The sequence below is a fragment of the Rhodococcus sp. IEGM 1305 genome (assembly GCF_030058635.1).
Lineage (GTDB): Bacteria > Actinomycetota > Actinomycetes > Mycobacteriales > Mycobacteriaceae > Rhodococcus_F > Rhodococcus_F opacus_D.
In genome coordinates this window covers 1-21,926 of the sequence record NZ_JASHKX010000065.1, presented here as the reverse complement: position 1 = coordinate 21,926, position 21,926 = coordinate 1, and the positions used below count along the sequence as shown (strand labels likewise).

At 63.1% G+C, this 21,926-nt stretch carries 25 protein-coding genes, 1 pseudogene and 1 riboswitch; of the genes and pseudogenes, 11 read left to right on the top strand and 15 right to left on the bottom strand.

Translation table 11 applies throughout. From position 1 onward, the window contains the following. Window positions 1-199, top strand: a 199-nt coding sequence (locus QM693_RS36965) for an OsmC family protein (protein WP_283354784.1), incomplete at its 5' end; no start/stop codon positions are given. A 10-nt stretch (window positions 200-209) separates the two neighbouring features. Here the strand turns inward: QM693_RS36965 and QM693_RS36960 are convergent. From QM693_RS36960 to QM693_RS36940, 5 genes are read right to left on the bottom strand one after another with little or no spacing between them, the layout of a single operon-like run. Beyond that, on the bottom strand, window positions 210-545 hold the full coding sequence (locus QM693_RS36960) for an SH3-like domain-containing protein (RefSeq protein WP_011596832.1): 336 nt from the start codon (window positions 543-545) through the stop codon (window positions 210-212). Further along, on the bottom strand, window positions 542-1,231 hold the full coding sequence (gene scnC / locus QM693_RS36955; RefSeq protein WP_005244945.1) for a thiocyanate hydrolase subunit gamma: 690 nt from the start codon (window positions 1,229-1,231) through the stop codon (window positions 542-544). The genes QM693_RS36960 and scnC overlap by 4 nt, the downstream gene beginning before the upstream one ends. Next, window positions 1,228-1,527 (bottom strand): SH3-like domain-containing protein, encoded by a 300-nt coding sequence (locus QM693_RS36950; RefSeq protein WP_009477495.1) that lies wholly within the window; start codon window positions 1,525-1,527, stop codon window positions 1,228-1,230. The genes scnC and QM693_RS36950 overlap by 4 nt, the downstream gene beginning before the upstream one ends. Beyond that, window positions 1,524-1,967 carry an SH3-like domain-containing protein gene (locus QM693_RS36945; RefSeq protein WP_105419464.1) on the bottom strand — a complete coding sequence of 148 codons (444 nt, stop codon included), beginning with the start codon at window positions 1,965-1,967 and terminating at the stop codon, window positions 1,524-1,526. Before QM693_RS36945 ends, QM693_RS36950 begins: the two co-directional genes overlap by 4 nt. Window positions 1,968-1,989: 22 nt before the next feature. Then, a complete protein-coding gene (locus QM693_RS36940; protein WP_005244942.1) occupies window positions 1,990-2,184 on the bottom strand; it encodes a CbtB domain-containing protein in 195 nt (64 codons plus the stop codon). A 252-nt stretch (window positions 2,185-2,436) separates the two neighbouring features. On the opposite strand from QM693_RS36940, the gene QM693_RS36935 reads away from it, so the two are divergent. Further along, window positions 2,437-3,102, top strand: a complete 666-nt coding sequence (locus tag QM693_RS36935) for a DsbA family oxidoreductase (protein WP_283354783.1) — start codon at window positions 2,437-2,439, stop codon at window positions 3,100-3,102. Here the strand turns inward: QM693_RS36935 and QM693_RS36930 are convergent. Further along, complete coding sequence (locus tag QM693_RS36930) at window positions 3,099-3,554, bottom strand: hypothetical protein (protein ID WP_283354782.1); 456 nt, start codon at window positions 3,552-3,554, stop codon at window positions 3,099-3,101. The genes QM693_RS36935 and QM693_RS36930 overlap by 4 nt on opposite strands. Window positions 3,555-3,696: 142 nt before the next feature. Between QM693_RS36930 and QM693_RS36925 the strand changes: the two genes are divergently transcribed. Continuing rightward, a complete protein-coding gene (locus QM693_RS36925) occupies window positions 3,697-4,638 on the top strand; it encodes a DUF5996 family protein (protein WP_283354781.1) in 942 nt (313 codons plus the stop codon). 11 nt (window positions 4,639-4,649) lie between these two features. Here the strand turns inward: QM693_RS36925 and QM693_RS36920 are convergent, their stop codons facing one another. The 3 genes from QM693_RS36920 to QM693_RS36910 all read right to left on the bottom strand — a co-directional run bounded on the left by QM693_RS36920 (window position 4,650) and on the right by QM693_RS36910 (window position 6,151). Continuing rightward, entirely contained in the window at window positions 4,650-5,444 is a 795-nt protein-coding gene (locus tag QM693_RS36920; protein ID WP_280779113.1) for a CbtA family protein, read from the bottom strand. Then, the gene (locus tag QM693_RS36915; RefSeq protein ID WP_005244930.1) at window positions 5,435-5,629 is read right to left on the bottom strand and encodes a CbtB domain-containing protein; all 195 of its coding nucleotides are present in this window, start codon (window positions 5,627-5,629) and stop codon (window positions 5,435-5,437) included. Before QM693_RS36915 ends, QM693_RS36920 begins: the two co-directional genes overlap by 10 nt. Window positions 5,630-5,652: 23 nt before the next feature. Continuing rightward, window positions 5,653-5,785: riboswitch (cobalamin riboswitch) on the bottom strand. A 51-nt stretch (window positions 5,786-5,836) separates the two neighbouring features. Beyond that, window positions 5,837-6,151, bottom strand: a complete 315-nt coding sequence (locus tag QM693_RS36910) for an antibiotic biosynthesis monooxygenase family protein (protein ID WP_005262175.1) — start codon at window positions 6,149-6,151, stop codon at window positions 5,837-5,839. A 32-nt stretch (window positions 6,152-6,183) separates the two neighbouring features. Between QM693_RS36910 and QM693_RS36905 the strand changes: the two genes are divergently transcribed. From QM693_RS36905 to QM693_RS36890, 5 genes and pseudogenes are all read left to right on the top strand, one after another. Continuing rightward, a complete protein-coding gene (locus tag QM693_RS36905; protein ID WP_283354780.1) occupies window positions 6,184-6,939 on the top strand; it encodes an alpha/beta fold hydrolase in 756 nt (251 codons plus the stop codon). A gap of 71 nt (window positions 6,940-7,010) precedes the next feature. Further along, window positions 7,011-7,434: pseudogene (locus tag QM693_RS37695) on the top strand (helix-turn-helix domain-containing protein); the annotation flags it as partial. 120 nt (window positions 7,435-7,554) lie between these two features. Then, window positions 7,555-8,151 carry a hypothetical protein gene (locus QM693_RS36900; RefSeq protein ID WP_283354779.1) on the top strand — a complete coding sequence of 199 codons (597 nt, stop codon included), beginning with the start codon at window positions 7,555-7,557 and terminating at the stop codon, window positions 8,149-8,151. A gap of 144 nt (window positions 8,152-8,295) precedes the next feature. Further along, window positions 8,296-9,315 carry a methyltransferase gene (locus tag QM693_RS36895; protein WP_283354778.1) on the top strand — a complete coding sequence of 340 codons (1,020 nt, stop codon included), beginning with the start codon at window positions 8,296-8,298 and terminating at the stop codon, window positions 9,313-9,315. 58 nt (window positions 9,316-9,373) lie between these two features. Further along, the gene (locus tag QM693_RS36890) at window positions 9,374-10,567 is read left to right on the top strand and encodes an ATP-grasp domain-containing protein (RefSeq protein WP_283334954.1); all 1,194 of its coding nucleotides are present in this window, start codon (window positions 9,374-9,376) and stop codon (window positions 10,565-10,567) included. A gap of 25 nt (window positions 10,568-10,592) precedes the next feature. On the opposite strand, the gene QM693_RS36885 is transcribed toward QM693_RS36890, so the two are convergent. The 5 genes from QM693_RS36885 to QM693_RS36865 form a co-directional block, all read right to left on the bottom strand. Continuing rightward, complete coding sequence (locus QM693_RS36885) at window positions 10,593-11,852, bottom strand: ATP-grasp domain-containing protein (protein ID WP_283354777.1); 1,260 nt, start codon at window positions 11,850-11,852, stop codon at window positions 10,593-10,595. 126 nt (window positions 11,853-11,978) lie between these two features. Continuing rightward, a complete protein-coding gene (locus QM693_RS36880) occupies window positions 11,979-12,797 on the bottom strand; it encodes an aminotransferase class IV (RefSeq protein ID WP_283354776.1) in 819 nt (272 codons plus the stop codon). A 37-nt stretch (window positions 12,798-12,834) separates the two neighbouring features. After that, window positions 12,835-13,761 (bottom strand): hypothetical protein, encoded by a 927-nt coding sequence (locus tag QM693_RS36875; protein ID WP_283354775.1) that lies wholly within the window; start codon window positions 13,759-13,761, stop codon window positions 12,835-12,837. Then, the gene (locus tag QM693_RS36870; protein ID WP_349307539.1) at window positions 13,727-17,170 is read right to left on the bottom strand and encodes an ATP-binding cassette domain-containing protein; all 3,444 of its coding nucleotides are present in this window, start codon (window positions 17,168-17,170) and stop codon (window positions 13,727-13,729) included. Before QM693_RS36870 ends, QM693_RS36875 begins: the two co-directional genes overlap by 35 nt. After that, entirely contained in the window at window positions 17,164-18,216 is a 1,053-nt protein-coding gene (locus QM693_RS36865; RefSeq protein ID WP_283354773.1) for a cupin domain-containing protein, read from the bottom strand. Before QM693_RS36865 ends, QM693_RS36870 begins: the two co-directional genes overlap by 7 nt. 217 nt (window positions 18,217-18,433) lie before the next feature. Here QM693_RS36865 and QM693_RS36860 point away from each other — a divergent pair, with 217 nt between their 5' ends. Further along, complete coding sequence (locus QM693_RS36860; RefSeq protein ID WP_283354772.1) at window positions 18,434-19,690, top strand: tryptophan 2,3-dioxygenase; 1,257 nt, start codon at window positions 18,434-18,436, stop codon at window positions 19,688-19,690. A 2-nt stretch (window positions 19,691-19,692) separates the two neighbouring features. Further along, on the top strand, window positions 19,693-20,688 hold the full coding sequence (locus tag QM693_RS36855) for a methyltransferase (protein ID WP_283354771.1): 996 nt from the start codon (window positions 19,693-19,695) through the stop codon (window positions 20,686-20,688). Between the two features lies 1 nt (window position 20,689). On the opposite strand, the gene QM693_RS36850 is transcribed toward QM693_RS36855, so the two are convergent. Further along, window positions 20,690-21,568 (bottom strand): HhH-GPD family protein, encoded by an 879-nt coding sequence (locus QM693_RS36850; protein ID WP_283354770.1) that lies wholly within the window; start codon window positions 21,566-21,568, stop codon window positions 20,690-20,692. 100 nt (window positions 21,569-21,668) lie between these two features. Here QM693_RS36850 and QM693_RS36845 point away from each other — a divergent pair. Continuing rightward, window positions 21,669-21,926, top strand: a 258-nt coding sequence (locus tag QM693_RS36845) for a carbonic anhydrase (protein ID WP_283354769.1), incomplete at its 3' end; no start/stop codon positions are given.

The window sequence follows — 21,926 nt, the reverse complement described above, 5'->3', positions numbered from 1 at the left end:
GGTGAAGGCGGATGTCTCACTCGGACCGGACAACCCGGGGTTCAAGCTCACCGGCATCAAGCTGACGGTCCGCGGCGAGGTGGACGGTCTCGACGCCGACGGGTTCGCGAAGGCAGCTCAGGCCGCCAAGGAGTCGTGCCCCGTGAGCAAGGCGCTCACCGGAGTCGAGATCACGCTGGACGCGGCACTCGAATCCTGAGTGCAGTCGGCTACTGACGGTTGAACCGTGCGCGCACTTCCTCCATCTTCGCCTCGAGTTCGTCCGGGCTGATGACGCCCTTGTCCATCAACGCGTGAGCGGTGGCGACGACGGACCGGGAGCGGACGGGGAAGTCGCGGTAAATGGTTTCGCCCAGTTGGTCCTCGGTGTGGCGCCTGTCGAGATTGTCCCAGGCGCCACGCCAGGACAGGCATTCCGCGGTGGCCTGCATGCTCGATTCCCACGGGTCGGGTTTGCGGTCGAGGTCCGGTAGCGTGACGTCGTCGCGGGTCGTCTCCGGCGTCAGCGTGTTCAGGATGACGTCGTAGGCCTTGTCCGTCATCATCGCGCGGTTCCTCCGTTGTCCGAGGGTGGTGTGGTCGCGGTCCAGTCGACCTGCGGTACGGCGACACCGATCATCGTGTCGCGGGTGACGATCGACGCCAGTTGTTCCTCACTCCACCCCTCGGTGCCCTCCGGGCGCATCGGCATCACCATGAATCGTGATTTCTGGTTCGAATCATGCACGCGCACTTCGACATCCGACGGGAAGTGCAAGCCGAATTCGGCGATCACCTCGCGGGGCCAGCGCACCAACCGGCGGCGATAGTTGGGGGTGCGGTACCAGTCCGGAGACATACCGAGAACGGGCCGCGGATAGCACGAACACAATGTGCAGACGATGACGTTGTGGACTTTCGGGGTGTTCTCCAGCACGTAGAAGTACGTGTAGTCGCTCGGGGTGCCCGATCCGGTCGGATCGCGCCAGTCGATCCCCACTTCCTTGCAGGTTTCGGTGCCGTCGGCCAGCAGTCGCTTCTTGAACTCCGGGTCGACCCACGCCTTCGCGACCAATTTCGAACCACCCGACGGCCCTACCGATTCGGCCCATTCGGAGAAGCGGCGGTGATCCTCGCGGGAGAACAGGCCGTGCTCGATGGACAGTTCCCGAATGGCGGTCTCCAGGATCTCGAACTCGCTGACCTCCTCCGAGGCCTGGATCGGGGCGTGATCGTCGTGCGAATGCGTCATGTGTCCGCCTCTCCTGCCGGCTCGAGCCAGCGCTCGGAGCACTCGGTTTCCAACGTGTCGATCTCGAATCCGGTGTAGCGGGGCCACAGGTCGGTCTGCCGGAAGCGGACGACGTAGAACGGCTCGGTCCGGCCGTCTTCCACGCGTCCCCACGCCTCGTCCTCGGGAATCACCCACTCCGGGCGGTGTTCGACGACCACGCCGGTGTGCCCGCGGATGAATGCCTGGGTTCGGGTGTGGAACATCGACGTCGCGTCCTTGACGGTGACCCGGTCGCCGATCTCGAACTTCGTCATGACTGGCCTCCAGTCGCGTTCCCGCCACCCGAACGGGCCCGGACTTCGTCGATTTTGGCGGACAGTTCGTCGGGCGTGATCAGGCCCTTGTTGATGAGCGTCTTGGCGGCCACCGTGATCCACCGCGCGTAGTACGGCAACCCGAAGTAGAGCGTGGCGCCCAGGTCGTTCTCGGCGCGGCGGCGCTCCTCGGAGTTCCACACACCGCGCCACCCGAGGCATTCGCACGTGACGTATGTGCTCATCTCCCAGTCTTCTTCGACCTTCTCCTCGTACTTGACGGGAAGGGCGTTCTGGCCTCCGACGTCGTGGAGAACGTGCCGCAACGCGTCGAACGCGGAATTGGACAGGTAATACGGCGAATCCATCTCGACGTGATGGACCGGGCCGTACTCCGCGACCCTGTTCGCCTGTGCTTCGAAATCTGCTGGAGAGTTCATCGCGTGCTCCGTCGTGGTGGAACTAGTGACAGGGAACTCCCAGGAGGTGGCGGCCGTCGTGCATCAATTCGTGCAGGTACATGCCACTTCGGGAGATCGCACCCTGGTCGAATCCGACCAGGTAGAGGGTGAGCAGAGCGAGCAGGACGACTCCGACGGCGATCAACACGATTCCGAGTGACTCGACGGACTTGCTCGGTGAGGAGACGTAAACCATGGCTACTCCTGGAGGAGTTCGGGTTCCACGATCTTCGGGTTTTACGATCATCGAACCGCCGATTGTCCGGGCATCGCGACGAGCGCCCCTTGCTCAGCGGCACGATCGATACGACGTTACTCCCGCCGTGTCGATCCCATCACCGTACCGTTCGGTCGAATCCGGCGTGCGGAAATGCAGCGCGGCGAACCAAGACAAACACCTGTCGAACCTGGCGGAACAGAATGCGCCAGCGATTCGTTCCACTGAACTGTGACGACACAGCAGAACACCGACGGCGACATCGAGATCGAGATCTGGTCCGACGTCGCCTGCCCCTGGTGCTACATCGGCAAGCACCGTTTCCTGTCGGCCCTCGCGGAGTTCGAGGGGCGCGACCGGGTGAACGTGGTGTGGCGGTCGTATCAGCTGTCGCCGGAGACGCCGGTGGGGGAACGGCGCAGTGAACTCGACGCCCTGGTGGAGAGCAAGGGTATGCCTGCCGAGCAGGTCCGTCAGATGTTCGGTCACGTTGCGCGCACGGCGGCCGACGAAGGCCTGAGTCTCGACTTCGACACCGTGATCGCCGCCAATACCTTCGACGCCCACCGGTTGATCCACTTGGCGGGAGATCACCGAGATACCGTGGTGGAGGCACTGTTCCGCGCCCACTTCGGTGAGGGGGCCGTGATCGACGACCGTGAGGTGCTCGTCGACATCGGGTCGCGTGCCGGGCTCGACGCCCACACCGTGCGCGCCGAACTCGAGTCCGATGCCGGTGCGGACGCGGTCCGCGCCGACCTCGAGGTCGCCCGTCGCCTGCAGGTGTCGGCGGTGCCGTTCTTCGTCGCCAACCGCCGCGTCGCCGTGTCCGGCGCGCAACCGAAGGACGTGTTCCTGCAGCTTCTGACGCAGGCGAGCGCGGCGCCGGTGAACTAGCGGCGCGTGAAGTACGGGTTGGCGTCGGGCCGGAACATGAGTGCCACCGCCGCGATCACCGCCACGAGATGGGTGAGCCGGGCGGTCGCGATCACCGCGACGTCGAGGGTCAGGCCGGAGACGGCGGACATCGAGTCGTTGCCGGCCCACATCCAGGCGATCGGTTCCATCACGAGCGAAGCGACACCGAACACGCCGAGACCGATCGCGAGGGTGTTCCGCGCCCACGCCCGGCCACTGCGGAATCGGGTCATGACGAACAGCACCGCGCCGTAGACGACGACGCGGACCACGAGTTGTCGGGCGAGGCTGCCGACGTCGGCGTCGGGGCCCTCCAATGCCGTCGACGTGTGTGCGATGGCCTCGACCACGCCGGCGAACAGGGCGAGGCCGAGCAGCCAGTACGCGTGCTCGACCGGCTGCGGGACCGAGGGTGCAGTACGAGTGGTCATGTCCCCATGCTGGTATCGGCGACGTCGCGGCACATCACCCCGGAGAGTGGAGTCCACCCCTACCCGGGTATCGGTGCGACACGCTTGCCATCACCCCGCACCAGGGGCACATTGAAATGCACGTCGTCGGCAGGGAGGCACTGTGCGTGAGCAGACACGATCCGGAGATGCGTGGCCGGCGTTGAAGGTGGACGACTGGACGTCGACGCGGAACACCCTGCACATGTGGACGCAGATCGTCGGGAAGATCCGCTTGGCCCACGCACCGCTGATCAACCACTGGTGGCAGGTCCCGCTGTACGTGAGCCCCCGCGGTCTCACGACGTCGACGATTCCGTACGGCACCGACTGTTTCGACATCGAATTCGACTTCGCCGATCATCGACTGGTGATCCGCACCAGCACGGGCGGTACCGGGACGGTTGCCCTCGAACCGAAGTCGGTGGCCGAATTCTATGCGGAGACGATGGACACGCTGGCCGAGCTGGGTGTGGCGACGACCATTCTGGCCCGGCCCAACGAGGTGGACCCCGCCGTCCCGTTCGCGGAGGACACGCAGCACTGTTCGTACGACGGTGAGTCGGTGCACCAGTTCTGGCGGCAGCTTGTGCAGGCCGACCGCGTCCTGCACGAGTTCCGTTCCCATTTCATCGGGAAGGTCAGTCCCGTGCACTTCTTCTGGGGTGCGCTCGACCTGGCCTGTACGCGGTTCTCCGGACGAACAGCACCGACTCACCCTGGGGGAGCGCCGAACTGCGGAGACTGGGTGATGGTCGAGGGGTACTCGCACGAGCTGAGCAGTTGCGGTTTCTGGCCCGGCGGTGGGGTCGAAGGTGCGTTCTACGCGTACGCCTACCCGGAGCCGGACGGGTTCGCCGACTACCCGGTCGGGCCCGACGGAGCGTTCTACAGCAAGGAGAACGGGCAGTTCCTGCTGCCGTACGAGACCGTCCGCACCGCAGACGATCCCGATGCCGCACTGCTGAAGTTCCTGCACAGCACGTACGACGCGGCCGCCGAGCGGGGTGCCTGGGACCGGGCCGCCCTGGAGGCGGACCCGGCCCGATGGGACAAATCCCGCTGACGCCCTGTGGGTCAGGCGGCGTTCGCCGGCGCGGGCGCCGTGGCCCGGGTGGCGCGCTCCGTGAGGAACGCGAATGCCAGTCCGAGAACCAGCCACAACGTGGCCTGCGTCGCGAGGGACGACAGCCGGAACTGCCACAGCAGCACTGCGGGGAAGTCGTCGCCCACTTCGTTGACGGTGGGCAGCACGAGGTAGCCGATGGTCACCACCACGAGGAAGGCGAGAACCGGCGCCGCGATTCGCACCGACAGGAATTCCTGCGCTGCGACGGCCTTCGCCGCGAAGACGGAGGCCACCACCGCGAGCAGACCCAGGACGACGGCGGCGAGCCACAGCCAGGTGCGCTGAGTGATCGTTTCGGGGTCTCCGACAGCCGGCGGGTTGGCGGGGTACTTGAAGAACGGCACCGCCTCGATTGCCAACCAGCCCAATGTGGCCAATGTCAGACCGAGCAGCGGTCCGGACAGCGTCGTCACTCGACGTGCGTAATTCGCGACGACGGCGAAGATCGCTCCCAGAGCCAGGCCCGCGAGGGACGTGGCGAGGAACAGCCCGAAGCGCTGTCCGTCACGGCTGACCAGTGCGTCTTCCTCGTCGTGCGAGTGCCCGGCCGGCTCGGCTGCCTGAGTGGCGTCGTGCGAGTGGACTTCGGCTTCGGCAGCGCTGTTCGACTCTTCGATCGCGATGGCCGCATCGATGTGCGACTCACCGAGGACGAACGCGACGCCACCGGCCAGGATGCCTGCGATCAGGCCGGCCAGCAGACCGCGGATGAGGAGTTTCGCGAAGGAATCGGTCAGTGGCATGGCAGACCCAGGAGGTGGCGGCCGTCGTGCATCAGTTCATGCATGTACATGCCACTGCGCGAAATCGCGCCCTGGTCGAAACCAACGAGGTAAAGAGCGAGCATCGCGAACAGAACGATCGCGAAAGAGATGACGGCGAGACGGGTCGTGTCGACCGACGAGCCGGGTGCGTAGGCGAGTGCCATAGTTCCTCCTGGGATTTCGCGTCCCCTAGGTCCAGGCGATGGCCGCAGTATCTGGCTGTCGAGGTGGCTCCCGTGAAGGACTACTCCGATTTACAGTGGCGCGACCGCTCCGGGATTGCACCGGATTCCTGCCGAACCATCGCTTTGTCCTGCGAACTTTTGCACCCGGCGGGCCGTCGTGTCAATCCTCCCGCTCGGCCCCGTCTCTCAGCCCTTGTTCGCTGCCGCGACGTCGAGAACGACCTCGAACTCGAGCAGCGAAGCTCCGGACGCCACCGGCTTCTTCTGCTCACCCGCGTGCGCTTCTCTGGCCGGACCGTCGCGCCACGCCGCGAATGCCTCTTCGCTCTCCCACTGGGTGACGACGAAGTAGCGGTTCTCGCCCTTGACGGGGCGCAGAAGCTGGAATCCGAGGAAGCCGGGGGAGTTCTCCACGGCGTGCGCGCGCGCTGCGAAGCGCTTCTCGAGTTCGGGGCCTGCACCCTCGGGGATTTCGATTGCGTTGATCTTCACCACTGCCATGCGGGCGAGATTACTCCGCTAGCGTCGGAGGGGTGGCAGGTGAGAGTGCGTTGCACGACGAGGGTGGAACGGGACAGCCGATTCTGCTACTGCACGGGCTGATGGGCAGCGCGCGGACCTGGGGGCGGCACGTGCCGTGGTTGCGTGAGCACGGCCACGTCTTCACGTTCGACGCCGCAGGTCACGGCAGGCCCGCACCGTCGCGGTTGACGACGGAAGCGTTCGTGGAAGACCTCGCCGCCTCACTCGCGCCCTTCGCCGAGCCGTGGGTGGTGATCGGCCATTCGATGGGCGCCCTGCACGCGTGGTGCCTGGCGGCCGAACACCCCGCGAAGGTGTCGGCGCTTGTGCTCGAAGACATGGCCCCTGACTTCCGGGGCCGGACCGCCGCGGACTGGGCGGCGATGATCTCGAAATGGCCACAGCCGTTCGCGACGCGGGAGGACCTCTTCGAGTTCTTCGGTCCGGTTGCCGGACAGTACTTCCTGGACTCGTTCGAGAAACGCGCCGACGGCTGGTATCTGCACGGGGACGTCGACACGTTCCGTGACATCTCCGAGGAGTGGGGTGGCAGGCACTTCTGGGACCAGTGGGCGTCGATCACCGTTCCGGCCCTGCTGATCGAAGGGGAGTTCACGATCACCCCCGACGGTCAGATGCGGACCATGGCGGAGCGGCATCCCGGCGCCGAGTACGTCCGCATCGAGCAGGCCGGGCACCTCGTCCACGACGACCAGCCGGAGCAGTACCGGAAAGTGGTCGAGGAGTTCCTCGACGGGCTGGGCTGAGAGACACCTCGTCCGCTGCGCAGGAGAGTGTGTTCGTTTTTTCGCTTTATGGTTGGGGTATGGCCGCTCTGATGAACCACACGGTGTTGCCGCCGGGCGCCGACGATGGGACCTACTCACCGCGTTAAAGTATGTTATCGCTGGTCAGGATGATGTGACGATCTCGACTCCGGAGGGTTCGGCGCCGTTGCCGGACAGTGTCCGGAGGCTGCTCGTCGACGCGGTCACGGCTCTGGATCGGGGGCAGGTGGTGACGGTGGAGCCGCATCGGACGGTGTTGACGACGCAGGAGGCCGCGGAACTGCTGGGCATTACCCCCCGACGTTGGTGCGGTTGCTGGAGGCCGGGAAGATTTCCTACTCGTCGCCGAGCAGGCACCAGCGGGTGGAGTTGGCGGACGTGCTGGCCTTTCGACAACATGAGCGCGCGCGACGCGGTCAGGTGTTCGAGGAGATGGCGCACGAGGAAACCCCAGACCCCGGCGACGCGTCTGACACCCTGCCCCTCGACCCGCGGATCGAGGGGCAGGGCAACCGGTGGCTGCCTGTCGGGTGGTTCTCGACGCGTGCGTCTGGCTTCCCCAGACCCTGAACAACCTGCTGCTGACGCTGGCCGATGCCGAGTTGTTCCGCCCTTCCGGAGCTGACCGACGAGCAGATCGACTCGTTGCCGCCCGAGGTGCGGCAGACGTACCGGCAGCCTCGTGCGGTGGATCCGGCCGAACTGGTGCGGTTCCTCGGGCATACAGATCTGGTGAATGCGGCGTGGGCATTCCTGATGCCGGTGTATGTGGACCGGGATCTGCTGTCGGTATGGCCGAACGTGGATCCCGACTTCCGGGCGGTACTCGCGCAGAAGTGGGTGCGTGACAACCACTATCAGATGACTGTTGACGGTTGGAATGGTGAGGCGGTTGAGGCGGCCCTCGCCGGGCCGCCGGATCATCCGCTGTGGGTGCATCTCGAGCGCGTGCATGTGCGGTCGTTTCGGGCGATGCTGCCAGATCCGGCGACGTGGGGAATCGGTTCAGCCACCAGGATGGTCGCCCCGGGAGTCGAGGCGCTCTACGTACTCGACGCCTCGGCGCTGGAGGGCGGTCTGTGGCAGCCGCACGATCCCCGGTACGTGTGCCCGGTCCTCATGCATCTCGTCGACAGGCGTTGGCTGGTGCGAAATCTGGGGTCGGAATCGGACCCTGCGATTACCACCTGAACCTACTTGGTGCGGGCGGGGGTGGATGGTTGCCAGCCCCTGGGTATCTATCGCGCGACGCGGTGAAACCTCACGCTGGTTGAACGCCCGGGAGTCCGGGAGTTCCACGTACTGCTGTACTCCACGACCTATTCGAAGGCGCACATGTATTTCGACTTCCGTGACAAGCCCGACCGTCTCTGTGTCAAAGAAATGGTTCATGGCTACAACATATCCAGCTGCTTGTTCGTAGCCGTCGAGCTGGAGCTCGCCGATCTGCTGGCGGGGGGCCCAATGGCGCTTGCCGACCTCGCACAACGAAGCGGCACTGATCCCGATGCGCTGAAGCGGATCCTCCGCCTACTCATGAGCGCGGGGATCTTCTCCGTGGACGAGCAGGACAGATGCGCACTCACGCCGCGAGCCGAATTCTTGCGCAGGGATAATCCGGAATCGATCGCAAGCGAGGTGGAGCTCTTTGCCGGCGCAGAAACGTACCTGGCCTGGAGCGAGCTGCTCCAATGCGCACGTACGGGACAGACAGGATTCGGCCAGTTCTTCGGCAAATCCCTCTTCGAGTACCTGGCCGAGCACCCCGACTCCGCCCAGCGCTTCCATCTGGGCTGGCACGAGATCTCGGTCCGCGCCGGTCTCGAGACCGCGGAAGCGATCGATTTCACGGACAATCGGCACGTCGTCGATGTCGGCGGTGGCTACGGCATCGTGACCGCCCAGCTGTTGCGCAATCACGATCATCTGCGGGGCACGATTTACGACCTGGAGTTCTCGCTGGCCAGGGCCGGTCACACCTTGCGGGAATATGGCGTCGATGAGCGGTGTGGCATTGTGCCCGGCGACGGTTTCACAGAGGTGCCTGGCGGGGGCGATGTCCACCTGCTCAAGAGCGTTCTCCACACGATGAACGACGACGACTCGGTACGCGTCCTCACCAATTGCGCGAACGCACTCGCGCCCGGCGGCAGGATCCTGGTCCTGGAGCGGGTGATCAGCGGGGACGGCGAATACGTCTGGGGAAATGTGGTGGACGTCGCCATGCTGGTCATGACGGGCGGCCGGGAGCGCACGATTCAGGACTACGCGCGCCTATACGAGCGCGCAGGCCTCGGACTCACCGGCAGTACGCTCCTGCCCTGCGGCTTCAGCGTAATCGAGGGCCGGAAGTGAGACCGGCCGGACGAGCGAGACCTCCGGGAATCAGCGGACCTCGAGGAGCTGGGTCGGCATGGCTCACATTTTGATCGTCGGCGGACATGACGAGACTTTCCGAATGATCGAAGATCTACCGGTCGAGCTGACTGTGTTTCAGAATTCCGAATCGGTCACCGCGCGGCAGGCCAGGCGCGCCCACCGGCTGTGCGTATTCGACTACCGCAACCAGGCAGAGGCGCTCAGCATGGCGCAGGAGCTGCACGAGGTTGAACCCGTCGATGCCGTCGTGTCATTCACCGAGCACGGCCTCATGCCGGCCGCCGTGATCAAAGAGGCATTGGGCATCAAGGGCAATGCGCGGGAAGCCGTCCGGTTGACCCGCGACAAGATCGCCATGCGCGAGCACCTGGCCGGCCGTGATCTCGGAGCTGTGCTGACCCGAAGCTGCGATTCGGCCTCCGAGGTACGGAGCTTTCTTCAGTCAGTTGGCGGCCCGATCATCGTCAAGCCGGCTGAAGGTGCCGGCAGCTCCGGTGTTCTTCGCGTCTCCAGCCTTGACCAGGTCGAATCCGCATTCGCCTGCTCTCGCGGCGAGTACCCCGGGCCGACCCTGGTCGAAGAGTTCATCGACGGCCCCGAATACAGCGTCGAATCCTTCACCACGGATGGCCGGCACGACATCATCGCGGTGACCGCAAAAACCACCACCGGCCCGCCACGGTATATCGAAACCGGTCATCTGATGCCGGCCGTGCTCGCGGCATCGGCCCTTGCCGAGCTCCGCGGTCTCGTCACCGATTTCCTCAGTTCGATCGGTCATTCCTTTGGGCCGGCCCATACCGAAGTGCGTATCGGTTCGGCCGGGCCACGGATCATCGAGGGCAATACCCGTCCTGGAGGCGATTTCATTTGGGAGCTGGTGCACCGTGCGATGGGTCGCGATCTGGTCCGGGAGTCGATCTGTCATCTTGCCGGGCTGCCGCCGCAATCGCGAGCACCCGGGCGCGGTGCAGGCTGCGTCGCATTCTTTGGTTACGAGAATGTGGTGATCGAACGCGTGCAGGGCATCGAAGCCGCGCGTCAGGCCGAGGGGGTAATCCGGTTGCAGTGTTCTCTCGAACCAGGGCAACACCTCGGTCCGCTCCGGTCCTCTGCGGATCGTCAAGGTGTCATAGTCGCGGTCGGCACTGATCTCGTGGACGCCGAGCGCCGGTTGGCTGAGGCACAGGATCGGATTCGGGTGGAGACGAGCGCGCTCCCGCACTGACCGGGCAGATTCACGTTCTGCCCGGTCAGCCAGGTGTGGGGCATTGCGTGGGCTGCTCAATCGGTACGACTTGCACGGTCGTCAGGATTTCGCGAATGAGTGAAGTCACTTCAGAGCTCGACCGGCCGGCGACGATGCCGCTGACGGGCAATTCGAAATCGAAATAGCTCACGGTCTCCGGAAGAGAAGCGCCCGCGTCCAGCTCCTTCCATCGGACAACGTCTGGGTGGGCCTGAAATCGTTCTCCACCCGATATCGCGCAATACCGCGACGGAAGCAGGTGACCCGGGAACATGAAATCCCCGTAGACCGTACTGCTCGCCGTACTTTCGAACCACCGTTTCAGTGGATTGATTTCGAGAGGTGACCAATCGAGGTTGCAGGCCAAACCGGCCGCGACCAAGTCGATGCCTGTGGCAAGCCGGAATGTCTCCTTGATATGTCCGCCGCCAGGGCGGGCGCCGACCTCCAGGAAAACCATTCCATCTGCGGCCTCGATCATTTCGAGATGGAATGGGCCATTGTCGATACCCACGGCCCGAAGGTACTCGACCGCTACCTTGCAACGCCCACCGTCGTCGTCGACTTGAATCGATCCCTGCGGAACTCCCTGGGCAAACTCGAGGCAAGTGCCCAGATATCTGCTGGCGACGATCGCCACCGGCGCACCGGCAAGCATCACGCCATCGAAGTGGAAGATCGGCCCCTCCACATATTCTTCGAGCTGGAAGCGTTCCGGATCCCAGTCCTCCAGACCTGTAGGGTGGTTGAGAATCGCAGTGCCGGCGTCAGCGTAGGTGGCGAAAACGAAAACATCCTTGCTGGCGGTTCCATCGAGTGGTTTGAGCACCGTCTTCCCAGCCCAAGGAGTGACATCGGCGGACGAAGCGGTGAGCGCCTCATCGCAGCGAACAAATCTGGGCACGCGAAGTCCGCATCCTGCGACTGCGGCTTTCATCGCTACCTTGTCGTTCACGATGTGGACCTGCTCCGGTGATACTCCTTCTATTCCGAGGCTCCGTCTTATCTGCGCTGCCTCCATCATCTCGTATTGGGAGACGCTGATGACTCGGTCGAAGGCATCGTCGGGGGAGAACAGAGTGCGAACTTCCTCGGCCAGACCTGCTCGACCCGGGCGTTCAACCCTCGTACAAGGAAGGTCGGGCGGCACGGTCGCAAGTTGCGCGCTCGAGCCCACGTAGACGACATCGTGAATTCCATGATCGATTACACGATGGTATTCGATGAAGGAATACGGAACGCGATAAAGAATGAGCAGTTTCATTCAGAAGACCCCGCTGGATGGAATATCGTTCGGTGAAATGGACTTTCACCTTCCAGTACTATCCCGGGCCGACGGCCGTGAAGCTAGGAACCCTGGGGGGAAGGATGACCCACCTTGGCTTGGTCGTCATCGGATCGCGGACCGGCCGTTGGTCAAGTGCCGATACTCGGTTGCAATCGCATCGACCACTGCGGACTTCGCATACCGGATCTCGTCGATGCCGGAAACCTCCATGATTTCGATCGCAGTCCCGCACAGAAATGCGGCGTCGAACGATCCGATCTCGCCGTAGGCGATGTCGCGTTCCGTTACCGAGAGCTTCAGTCGCGGACACAGCTCATCGATTATCACCCTTCGGGTAATCCCGTCGAGGGCCAATTCGGCAGTCGGCGTGAACAATGCGTTTCCCTTGATGAAGAACACGTTCGAGCCGCTCGACTCGCACACAGCGTCGGCTGTCGAGAGGAAGAGCACATCATCGTAGCCGTCGGCCCGCCCGCGGTGGCTCAAGTAGCTCAACGCGTAGGTAGACGACGTTTTCGCCTGATACGGGTGGCACGAGGCGGGTGCACGCCGCCACGTTGCCGTCGAGAGCCGATATTGCTCCGCGGCCGAATTCGAAGGAAAGGGCAGGGCAAACAGGACCACCTTGCTGGAAGAGCCCTGCGCCTTGAAACTCACATCGGTGTCGTCATAGAAGACCAAGCACTTGATGTACGCATCGGCCAGATCGTTGGCCCTCACCAATTCGTGGCAAGCGTCGGCCAAGTCCGCATTCGAATAGTGCACGGTGTGCCCGAACAACTCGGCGGACCGCCGCAACCTCGCTATGTGGTCGTCGCATTTGAAGATGCTGCCGCCGTACGTGCGGATACCGTCGAACACCGACGTGGCATACGACAACCCATGGGTGGCAGGTGACAGGATCACCTCGTCGAATCGCACGCATCTTCCATCTGCCCAGGCTATTTCGCTGATCATCTCAGTCTCCATGTCGCGATCTCGCGTAGTCCTGCATCGCCTGTGTACGCTGTGTGTTGACCGGAATCAGCCAGTTGTCCAGGTTCACAATGTGAATTGCGCCCACCCGGACCTTCGCGTCGATGGCGCCTCGTCCGAGACAGACGTCCGCGAAACCCAGCCGATCCGCGAAATGATACATTTGGTAGTAGTCGGCGATATACAGATTCAACCCACGCGGAATTCGGTCATGGTCCAGTCCCCGAACGAGTTTCGTAAACACGCCACGGTGATCGTCGGCGTAGCTCAGTGATCCGGCCAACGGAGTATTCGAATACTTGTCGTAGTCCAGCTTCACGAAGTATTTCTCACCTTCGGACGAGTGTGCCAGTATACGCAGCACATCGCTCGTATAGAGGTTCTTGGAGTGTCCGTACTTGGCCACATTCAAGGCCTGAAGGCAGGCGAAATCGCGCAGGACCCGATTGTCTTCTGCCACGTCCGAGAGACGGTGTATCTCGGTTGTGCACGCCGCTTCGGCCTTCCTCGTGAGCCTGACGATTGATTTGTATTGGCTGGGTCCTACCGCGGTTCGCAGGGCGAGGTCCACACTTCGCGAAGACCGGAAGAATGCCGCCTTCATGAATGGAACTGCAATGACGTCGGCGCGCCGACGGCGATCGGATCTGCGAAGGGAAGGGACCAACAACCAGTCGGCGGTTGACGCCAGGCTCGACAACTCCGCCAATGTCCGATCGTCGGGCTCGTCGCACACGGGCATGTAGAAGTATCCGGGTGCGACGTACGCTCGCTCGTGATGCAGGGCGTCACTGCTGCTCACGCTGCCCTGGAGTGCCGCGTTCCAGTGCGCGATGTTCCTCAGCGGAAGTTGTGGCCGTGGAACGTTGTGACTGTTACAGAACGCATCGCGTTGGGGCAGCCATTCCATGGTCTTCCTCCTTTCCATTCCAGTTCCGATCGGCTGTCGTGTGCGACTGGCCAGAATTCTCGAGGAGGCGTCGCTCGCCGTTGAAGTGGAAGACTCGGTTGGCAAGTTCGGTCAGCCCGGGATTGTGCGTGATGATGAAGAAGAGCGTGTCCGGCAAGGCAGAGATCACGGCCTGCAATATCGAGAGCTCTGCTGTTGTACTCAACTCGGAAGTCGCTTCGTCGAGAATTGCGACCGCCGGGCGATTGATCAACAGGTCGAGGAGCGCCAGCCGCTGCAGTTCCGTCTTGCTCAGATTCAACTGACCGGTGGCAGGGACGGGCTCGTCGAATCCGGACGGTAGTCGCCCGACGACGTCTGCCACGTCGAGATAGTCGACGACGCGAGCCAATTCGAGCGGTAACGGGCTGTTGAAGTGTTCGATCAATCTGCCTGGCTTGAAGATCGGACTCGACGTCAGGAGGAGGATGTCTTCGGCGTGGGAATTCGAGACGTATCCCGTCGTCCGGCCCAATGTAGAGAGGACGCCTGTTGTCGGCTGCAGTCTGCCCACAACCAGCTTCGCAAATGTCGACTTACCGACCCCGCTCGGGCCCATGACGACCACGACGTCTCGGCTGGCAAAGGACTCGGAAAGCTCTTCCAGTAGCACCGCCCCGGTGTGCGGCGCGACGTACGTTACCTCCGAAAATGATACGAGCGCTGCGTCTTCAACTGCTGAGCCGGTCCAGCACGGCGCCGGGCAGGTCGGAGGCGTGAGGAGACGATCCGCGCTGTCGAGAACCTGTCTGAGGTCCACCAGGCAACGGCCCACTCGGGCGAAAACAGCGATGAGGCTGTACGAGAGACTGAGCGCGAGAACACCGCTGAGGCCGGGTCCGCCGCCGGCCTGGACAAACACGGTTGAACCGACGACGACCGACAGGAAGAGCACACCCATCAAATCGAGCTTGTAATTGAACCAGCGGCGCGCGCCCGCATTGTCCATCGAAGCGAAGGCGCGATTCATCAAACTCTTGTTCAGCCAATTGACGAGGGCCGAATTGTCGCGTGCCAAGTCGAATCTCGCTGAGCTCCAGGTAATGGCCTCGACCCGCTCCAACACGGTCGACGTCGTCCCGATCTCTCTATCGTTGAAGTCCTGCAGTCGCCTTCCCGATCGCTTCGAACTGTGCCAGTAGGCGAAGCACATCCCGACAAGGGGCAGCAGGACGAAAATGTTCTTGCTCAAAACGAAGGCGGCGGTCGTGAGCAGCAATGTAACCGCACCCAGCGTATTCAGAAGTACTTCTGGCAGAAGTTCGTCGATACGTCGTTGATCCCAAGTCAGTTTGCTCTGATAGTCCTGATCGACCTCGTCGAAGGCCGGCCTGGAGGGCTTTGGACTCATGACGGTCGAGAAGTAATTCCGACAGTTTCGGGATGCCGCCACGATGCTGCGTTTGACTATGAACAGGGAGGTGAAAATCGACAGGAGGGCCCCGGCGGACAGTGCGGCGATGAGGGTTGTCGCTGCTGTCCGCGCATTCGTGGTCGAAATTCCGCTGGCAGCTGTGTAGTCACCGACAATCGTCAGAACGTCGCGGCACGCAAACAGGACGCACGCGACAACCGCGACCTTCGCGACGCCCAGGCTCATCAGACTGCGGCGTGACGAAGTCGAGAACTCCGCTCGGTCCACGCCCTGGGAAGAGCCAGCGACCGAACGATCCTCCTGAGCGAGATACCTTTTGCGTTCTCGAGCAGGATTTGCCGCACGTGGTGTGAGGTTTCGCATCACCTCCACGACTTCGCCTCCGGCCACTACCCATATCTCGTCTGCAGCATCTTTTTCATCGGGCTTGTCCGTTGCATAAATGACCGTGGTGTCGTGCCACGGCCCGCGCAGAAGGGAGGCCAACAGCCCATTCGCCAGGTCGTCGTCCAGCCCTGCTGTGGGCTGATCCAGGTAAACGAACTTCGGTTCGGCCAATATTGCCCGTGCCAGTTCCAGCCGCTTCCCCTGCCCGCGGGACACGTTCCAGCCCTCGTTCCGGTCGCGTGACTTGCTCGAGAGGTAGTCGCCGTAGAAGGTTCCGGGAAGTCGGGACAGTGTCAAGGCTCGACGGGCCTCGTCGTCGGTAAATTCGCTTCGATAGAGACACAAATTCTCGTAGAGCCCGCCAGGGAATATCCACGGTTCATCCGGTACGAAGAACGTTTTGCTGTTCACCTGGCTGCTGTGGCGTGCACCGATTTTCAGAACGGATGTCTTGCCACTGCCTGCGGCGCCGACGACGGCGATGTGCTTCGCCGTTGTTGCCGGTAGGCGCGTTGCGGTCGTATCGGTGTCCAGCGAGTGCGGACTGGATAGGTACTTCGCAACGTTGGTGTGCCCGACAATGCCCTGGGACAGACTCTGAACAATGAAGGGGATATTGTTGGCGACGGATTTCAAGCCTCCGACCAGCGCCATTGTGGACAGCAGGCCTGCTGGATCGACGTAACCAACGTGGGCCAGCTGGGTAAACACCGCGGCAAGCATGGCAACGATCGGAGTGAGTGTCGATATGAGGTTGATCCGCGCGATGAGACGCGCCGCTTTCAGGAGCGCGCGCTCCTCGCCATCTCGCTTGTCGGCATAGCGCCGAAACAGTTCGTCGTTCCAGTTCTTGAGCCACGCGAGCAGGCGATTGTTCAGCGAAAACAGGCCGACTTCGATGCGATCTGCCGCCGTCACCGTCAGTGCAGCGTGCGCGGCATTCAATTGTTTGGCGTTCCAGTAGATCACCGCGGAACTGACGAGAATCACCGACAGTGCCGCCAGAGCGCTCAGTCCCAACGCCACGAAGAAGTACGCGGAGGTAAAGGTGATAGTTGCGAGTGCCAGAATGATGAAAATGAGTCCCGACCACGCATTTTCGACGCGTGCTGCCTCCCGGTCCAGAAGCGTGACCAGGTCGGCCGGTTGGTCGGAAGGGGCAATGCTGCGTTTCTTGTGCAGCAGCCTTTGTTCGATGTATGTCCGGGCTCCGATGCCTACCACGTCGGCTTGCATGAAGGTGTGATTCAATGCAAGCCACGCCAAGTAGGTCAGCACGATGCAGGTGATACCAAGCGTGAGGTTCGTCGTGAGTGCTGAATCGCCGGTGACGAGATGCTGGATCAGCGATTTCAGCGTGATCGCAGCACCAAAGGCGCATCCTGCATTGACCGCGATGGCCACGAGCCCGAGCATGATGTCACGACGAAGTCCGCCGAAGACGGATCTGCTCAGTCGCTCGCCTCGGAGCTCGTTCACGCTGTCCCGCTGCGCCGCGTCACACCACCGCTGCCATCTGGCAAGGTGCGAGGCGTTGGGCACAGGGTCGAGTCGAGTTCGGGGTTTGGGAACCTCGAACCAGACGACTTTCCTGAGGACGCTCAGCATGTGGAGTACGTGGGGACCGCCGTGTCGGCCAGGGCGAGCGACGCGATTCTGTCGCACAATTGCGTGATCATCTTCCATCCCTCGGCGAGTGCTTCGCGGAGTTCTCGAATCTCGGCCGGCGTTGCGCGATCGAGCAGATCGATCCCCATACTCACGTGCTGGCCGTCGTCTTCTCCGTGTTCTTGGAAGTGCGGAATTGCCGGAAACACTCGCGCCGCTTCCCGGTGCCAGATTTCGCCACTACCTTCAAGCACCACATGCATCAGCAGAGTGCGCACCATGTCGCTCCGGTACAGCATTTGATGCCTGAACCACTCCATTGTCGATACGAACGTCTCATCGGTGACCGGCACGTGCGCTGATCCCCGTTGGTTGCGCAGGTTGTCGTTATGGCCCAGTTCCTCGACCAGATGGTCGAGCGCCACCTGCTTGTGCGCCGTATCGGTAGTCATCGCGACACGCAGGTGCAGCAGGTCCTGAAACACGTCCGACCAGGTCTGCTGGCAGTCGAGCAGCCGTTCCCGAACGTGGGGGTCGTCGAACGAGGGGTCATCGATCAGCCGCAACAGGCTGCTGGTACCAAATTGCTGCAGGTACTTCTCGTTGTCCGCCAGGAGCACAGCCGCCCGATTCGGTACCTCGCCTGCAAACACCGCGTTGGGCTTCGCGGCGTCCTCGTAGAGTGCCTTGCCGTTGAACTGGATCGAGAGCGCCCAGAAACCGTCCCGGGTTCCTTCGAAGCCGTGCCAGGAGTCGCCGGGGACGAGGATCATGTCTCCCGCACCGACCTCCTGCTCAGCACTGCCCATCGTTCGTCCGGAACCCTCGCAGATCAGGATCAGACTGGGCTCCGGGTGCTTGTGCACCGCCAGCACCTCACCGCACTCCAACCTGACCCAGCTGATCGCCAAATTGCTGGAAGCAGGAACGAATTGCGCCAACTGAGGGTGTTGGCTGAATATCTTGACGACACCCAGGTTGTGGACGCTCCCGCCGACAACGGCTTCGTTGATCGTCTCGAGTGCGCTTCTGGCGATTATGTGCATAGATTTCTTCCTTCTGTGGGATCGACCTGCCTCGAGTTCTGTATCGCTCCCAATCCTGGGCACGTGCCTGCGGGCGGAACAGGCACCCCAGGGTTGAAAACGTCACCCCCCCAGCGGAAAGGGTGTCGAGAAGTCTCCCTAGGGTGTCTATCCGCATTCGCCACGCGTCGTTGAAGCTAGCTGAACACCGCAGTACGGATGAGAGGCGAGTTTCGCATTGATTTCCGAAACGATGCTCGAAGCCGAGCAGAAATTTGTTCGTTCCGGCGTGATCGGCGTCGGAGGCGCGTGCCTTCAGGCTGCTGAAGCGACGACCGATGAATTGTCTGGACGCAATATCGAGAATGCGCTCCGACAATGGGAGGCGGGACACGCGGAGTTTCCCCATGCGGCTGTCGCGGCCCATTATCAGACGGTCGGGCGTAACGGGGTCCGGCCCCACCTGGTCGCCATGCTGCAAAACTTCCATGACAACAACCGTGCGCATCATGTTCTCGGTGCCTGGCTACCGATGACATTCGATGCTCAGAATGGCGACTATCTGTCATATGTCGGGCTCGACTATTTCGACCAGGTCGTCCGGTCCGATGACGCGCAGCGCGTGGACGCCTTCGTTGCTGCCGCGGCCATGGACCTCGCGTTGCTGGAGGCGCGAGCACTCGGGAGGTCGGCACACGCCCCCCAGGTGGTCCGGACGCGCGCAGTGACACGGGTCGTGACCCAACTCGACAGGCTCGCACCCGATTTCTCGCTCGATCCTTCCGTCGTTGCGGCCGGTCTTGCGGCGCTGGCTCAGCCGGGCGCCGACTACAGTTCGTTTGCTTCACACGCCGCGCCGGCGCTGAACGGCGTCCCCGAAGAGATCGGAAGTGCAGTTCGGCTGACGTTGTTGCCGACGACGCGCCTGCACGACGAGCAGATGTTCATCCGCTGCATCCAGATCTTCGAAGGTCTGTATCGGCAAGTCGCGACAGCGATTTCGATGGCGATCCGTGACCTGCGCCACGGTCTGGCTGCAGCGGCAAAGAGTCGCCTCGACCGGGCGTCGATCCGCCTCGAAGCGGTGCCTGCGCTCTTCCGGGTTCTCACGACGATGCCGGTTGACGCCTTCTCGATTATTCGCGGCTTCACCCATGGGCGGAGCGCGGTGCAGTCGCGCGCGTTTCGTGAGGTCGAGTTCGCCTGCGCTCCACTCGATCCCCGTGACTTCGAGCATGTTGGGAAGGTCGATGTCGGGGACACTACGTTGCAGGACGTGTATCTCTCGATGCGGAAGACGCATCCGGATGCACTCGTTCTCGAGGAGGCGATGCGGCGCCTGGACCGTGCGTGGGTTGCGATGAAGCGCGGCCACTGGGGCATCACCCTGAAAGTCATCGGAACGGTACCTGGCACCGGCGGTACGGCAGGCGCGTCGTATTTGAAAAATGCTGCGATGATGTCACTCTTCCCGCGGCTGTCCGAGGTGGCGTGAACATGAGCGATGTCAACCACCGAGTGAGAAAACAAATCATGGGATACATCGTTTCCCAATCTATTTCAGCCGTCTGTGAACTGGGTGTGCCCGACCGATTGGCGGACGGTGCGTGCTTGCTCGGCGATCTCGCGGCGAGTGTGGGCGCCGACGCCGACGCACTCGGTCGATTCCTGCGGGTCCTCGTCGCGGAAGGCTTGTTTGCGGAAGTCGGTGGAGGGCGATTTGCGTTGACGGAGGCCGGTGAGCTTCTGCGGGCAGACGCTCCGGGCTCGCTACGTCACTTGGTCGGCTTGATGTCGAACGAGGCCTACCTCGTGTGGGGGCACGCAGCGCATTCGATCCGGACGGGGAAGGAATCGTTTTCAACGGCGTTCGGAAAGCCGTACTTCGAATGGTTGTCCGAGAATCCGTCGGCAGCCGATGAGTTCGCACGGGGCCAAGCAGGGCTGGTCGAGTTGCGTTTGCTGCCTTTGCTCGACCACGACTGGTCTGACGTGGGAACGGTCGTCGACGTCGGTGGCGGGACCGGCGCGCTGATCACCCGGTTGCTCGATCGGCACGCGCATCTACGCGGAGTCTTGTTCGATCTGCCTCATGTGGTCGCGGAAGCGCCGTCGACGTTTGGTTCGGCGGGCATCGGTGAACGAACGACAGTCGTGGGCGGAAGCTTCTTCGACGACGTCCCAGGCAATGGTGACGTGTACGTGCTGTCTCAGATTCTCCACGACTGGGATGACGCGTCCGCCGGCAAGATCCTCAGCAGTTGCCGGCAAGCGATCCCGCCAGGTGGACGATTGATGATTGTCGAGCAGGTCCTGCCGGAATCGGCGACAACCCACCCTATGGCTCTGCTGGATCTCCACATGCTGGTTCTCCTGGGAGGTCGCGAGCGCACGATCACCGAATGGCGCCGACTGTTGACCGACCACGGATTCACGCTGGATTTGATCACGCAAGGTCCCCGGTCATCCGTTATCGAAGCGGTTCCGGTGTGAGCTAGCTGCCCTCGCCCGCGAGGGCGAAGAGTCCGTCGTCGGTCTGCTCGACCAGTCCGTCGATCAGCAGGGAGTGGAGGGCGCGGTCGCGTTGGCCCGGATCGCCCGGCCACACCTGGTCGAGCCGCACGCGTTCGACCGGGGCGGAGCTTTCACGGAGCACGGCCATGAGCTTGCCGCGCACCTGACGGTCGGTGCCGGCGAATTTCTGGACCTTCCGGCGCTCACCGGTGTGCGCGGGACGTCCGGCATCCACCCAGGCGCAGCTGGGGAGCGGGCAGCGGGCGCATTCGGGGGAGCGTGCGGTGCACACGGTGGCCCCGAGTTCCATCAGGGCCGCGGAGAACGTGGCGGCCCGCGCGCGGGTGCGGGGGAGCAGCGCGGACACGTCGGCGAGGTCACGCGTCGTCGAGGGATTTCCCGGCTCGGCGCGTCCGTGCACTGCCCTGGCGACCACTCGCCGGACGTTCGTGTCGACGACGGGGACCCGCTGTCCGTAGGCGAAGCAGGCGACGGCGCGCGCTGTGTAGGCGCCGATACCCGGCAGGCCGAGGAGAGTGTCGACGTCGCCGGGAACCACGTCGCCGTGTTCGGCGGCCAGCACGCCTGCGCACTCGTGGAGCCTCAGCGCGCGACGCGGGTAGCCGAGTTTGCCCCATGCGCGCAGTACGTCGGCCTGGCTCGACGCGGCCATGCGGGACGGGACGGGCCAGCGCCGCACCCATTCCTCCCAGATCGGGGCCACTCGGACGACGGGCGTCTGCTGCAGCATGATTTCGCTCATCAGGATGTGCCAGGCAGTGACGCCGTCGCGGCGCCACGGCAGATCCCGGGCCTGTACGTCGTACCAGTTGATCAGCGCGGAGGAGTCAACGGCCACTTCGTCCTCACAAGTCCCTTCGTTCACGGGGGAAACAGATTTTCCGCGGTCGTCACACTCCCGCCGCGACGGTGCGACACGCCCGGTGCACAATGATCCCATGCCTAATTCCAACCCCGTGTCCGCGTGGAAGGCCCTGCGTCAGGGTAACGACAGATTCGTGAGCGGTACCTCGCTCCATCCCAGCCAGGGCATCGCCGATCGCGCGAAGCTCGTGGGCGGCCAGCACCCCACGGCCGTCCTGTTCGGATGCGGAGACTCCCGCGTCGCCGCCGAGATCATCTTCGACCAGGGTCTGGGCGACATGTTCGTCGTCCGCACCGCCGGTCACGTGATCGACGACGCCGTGCTCGGGTCC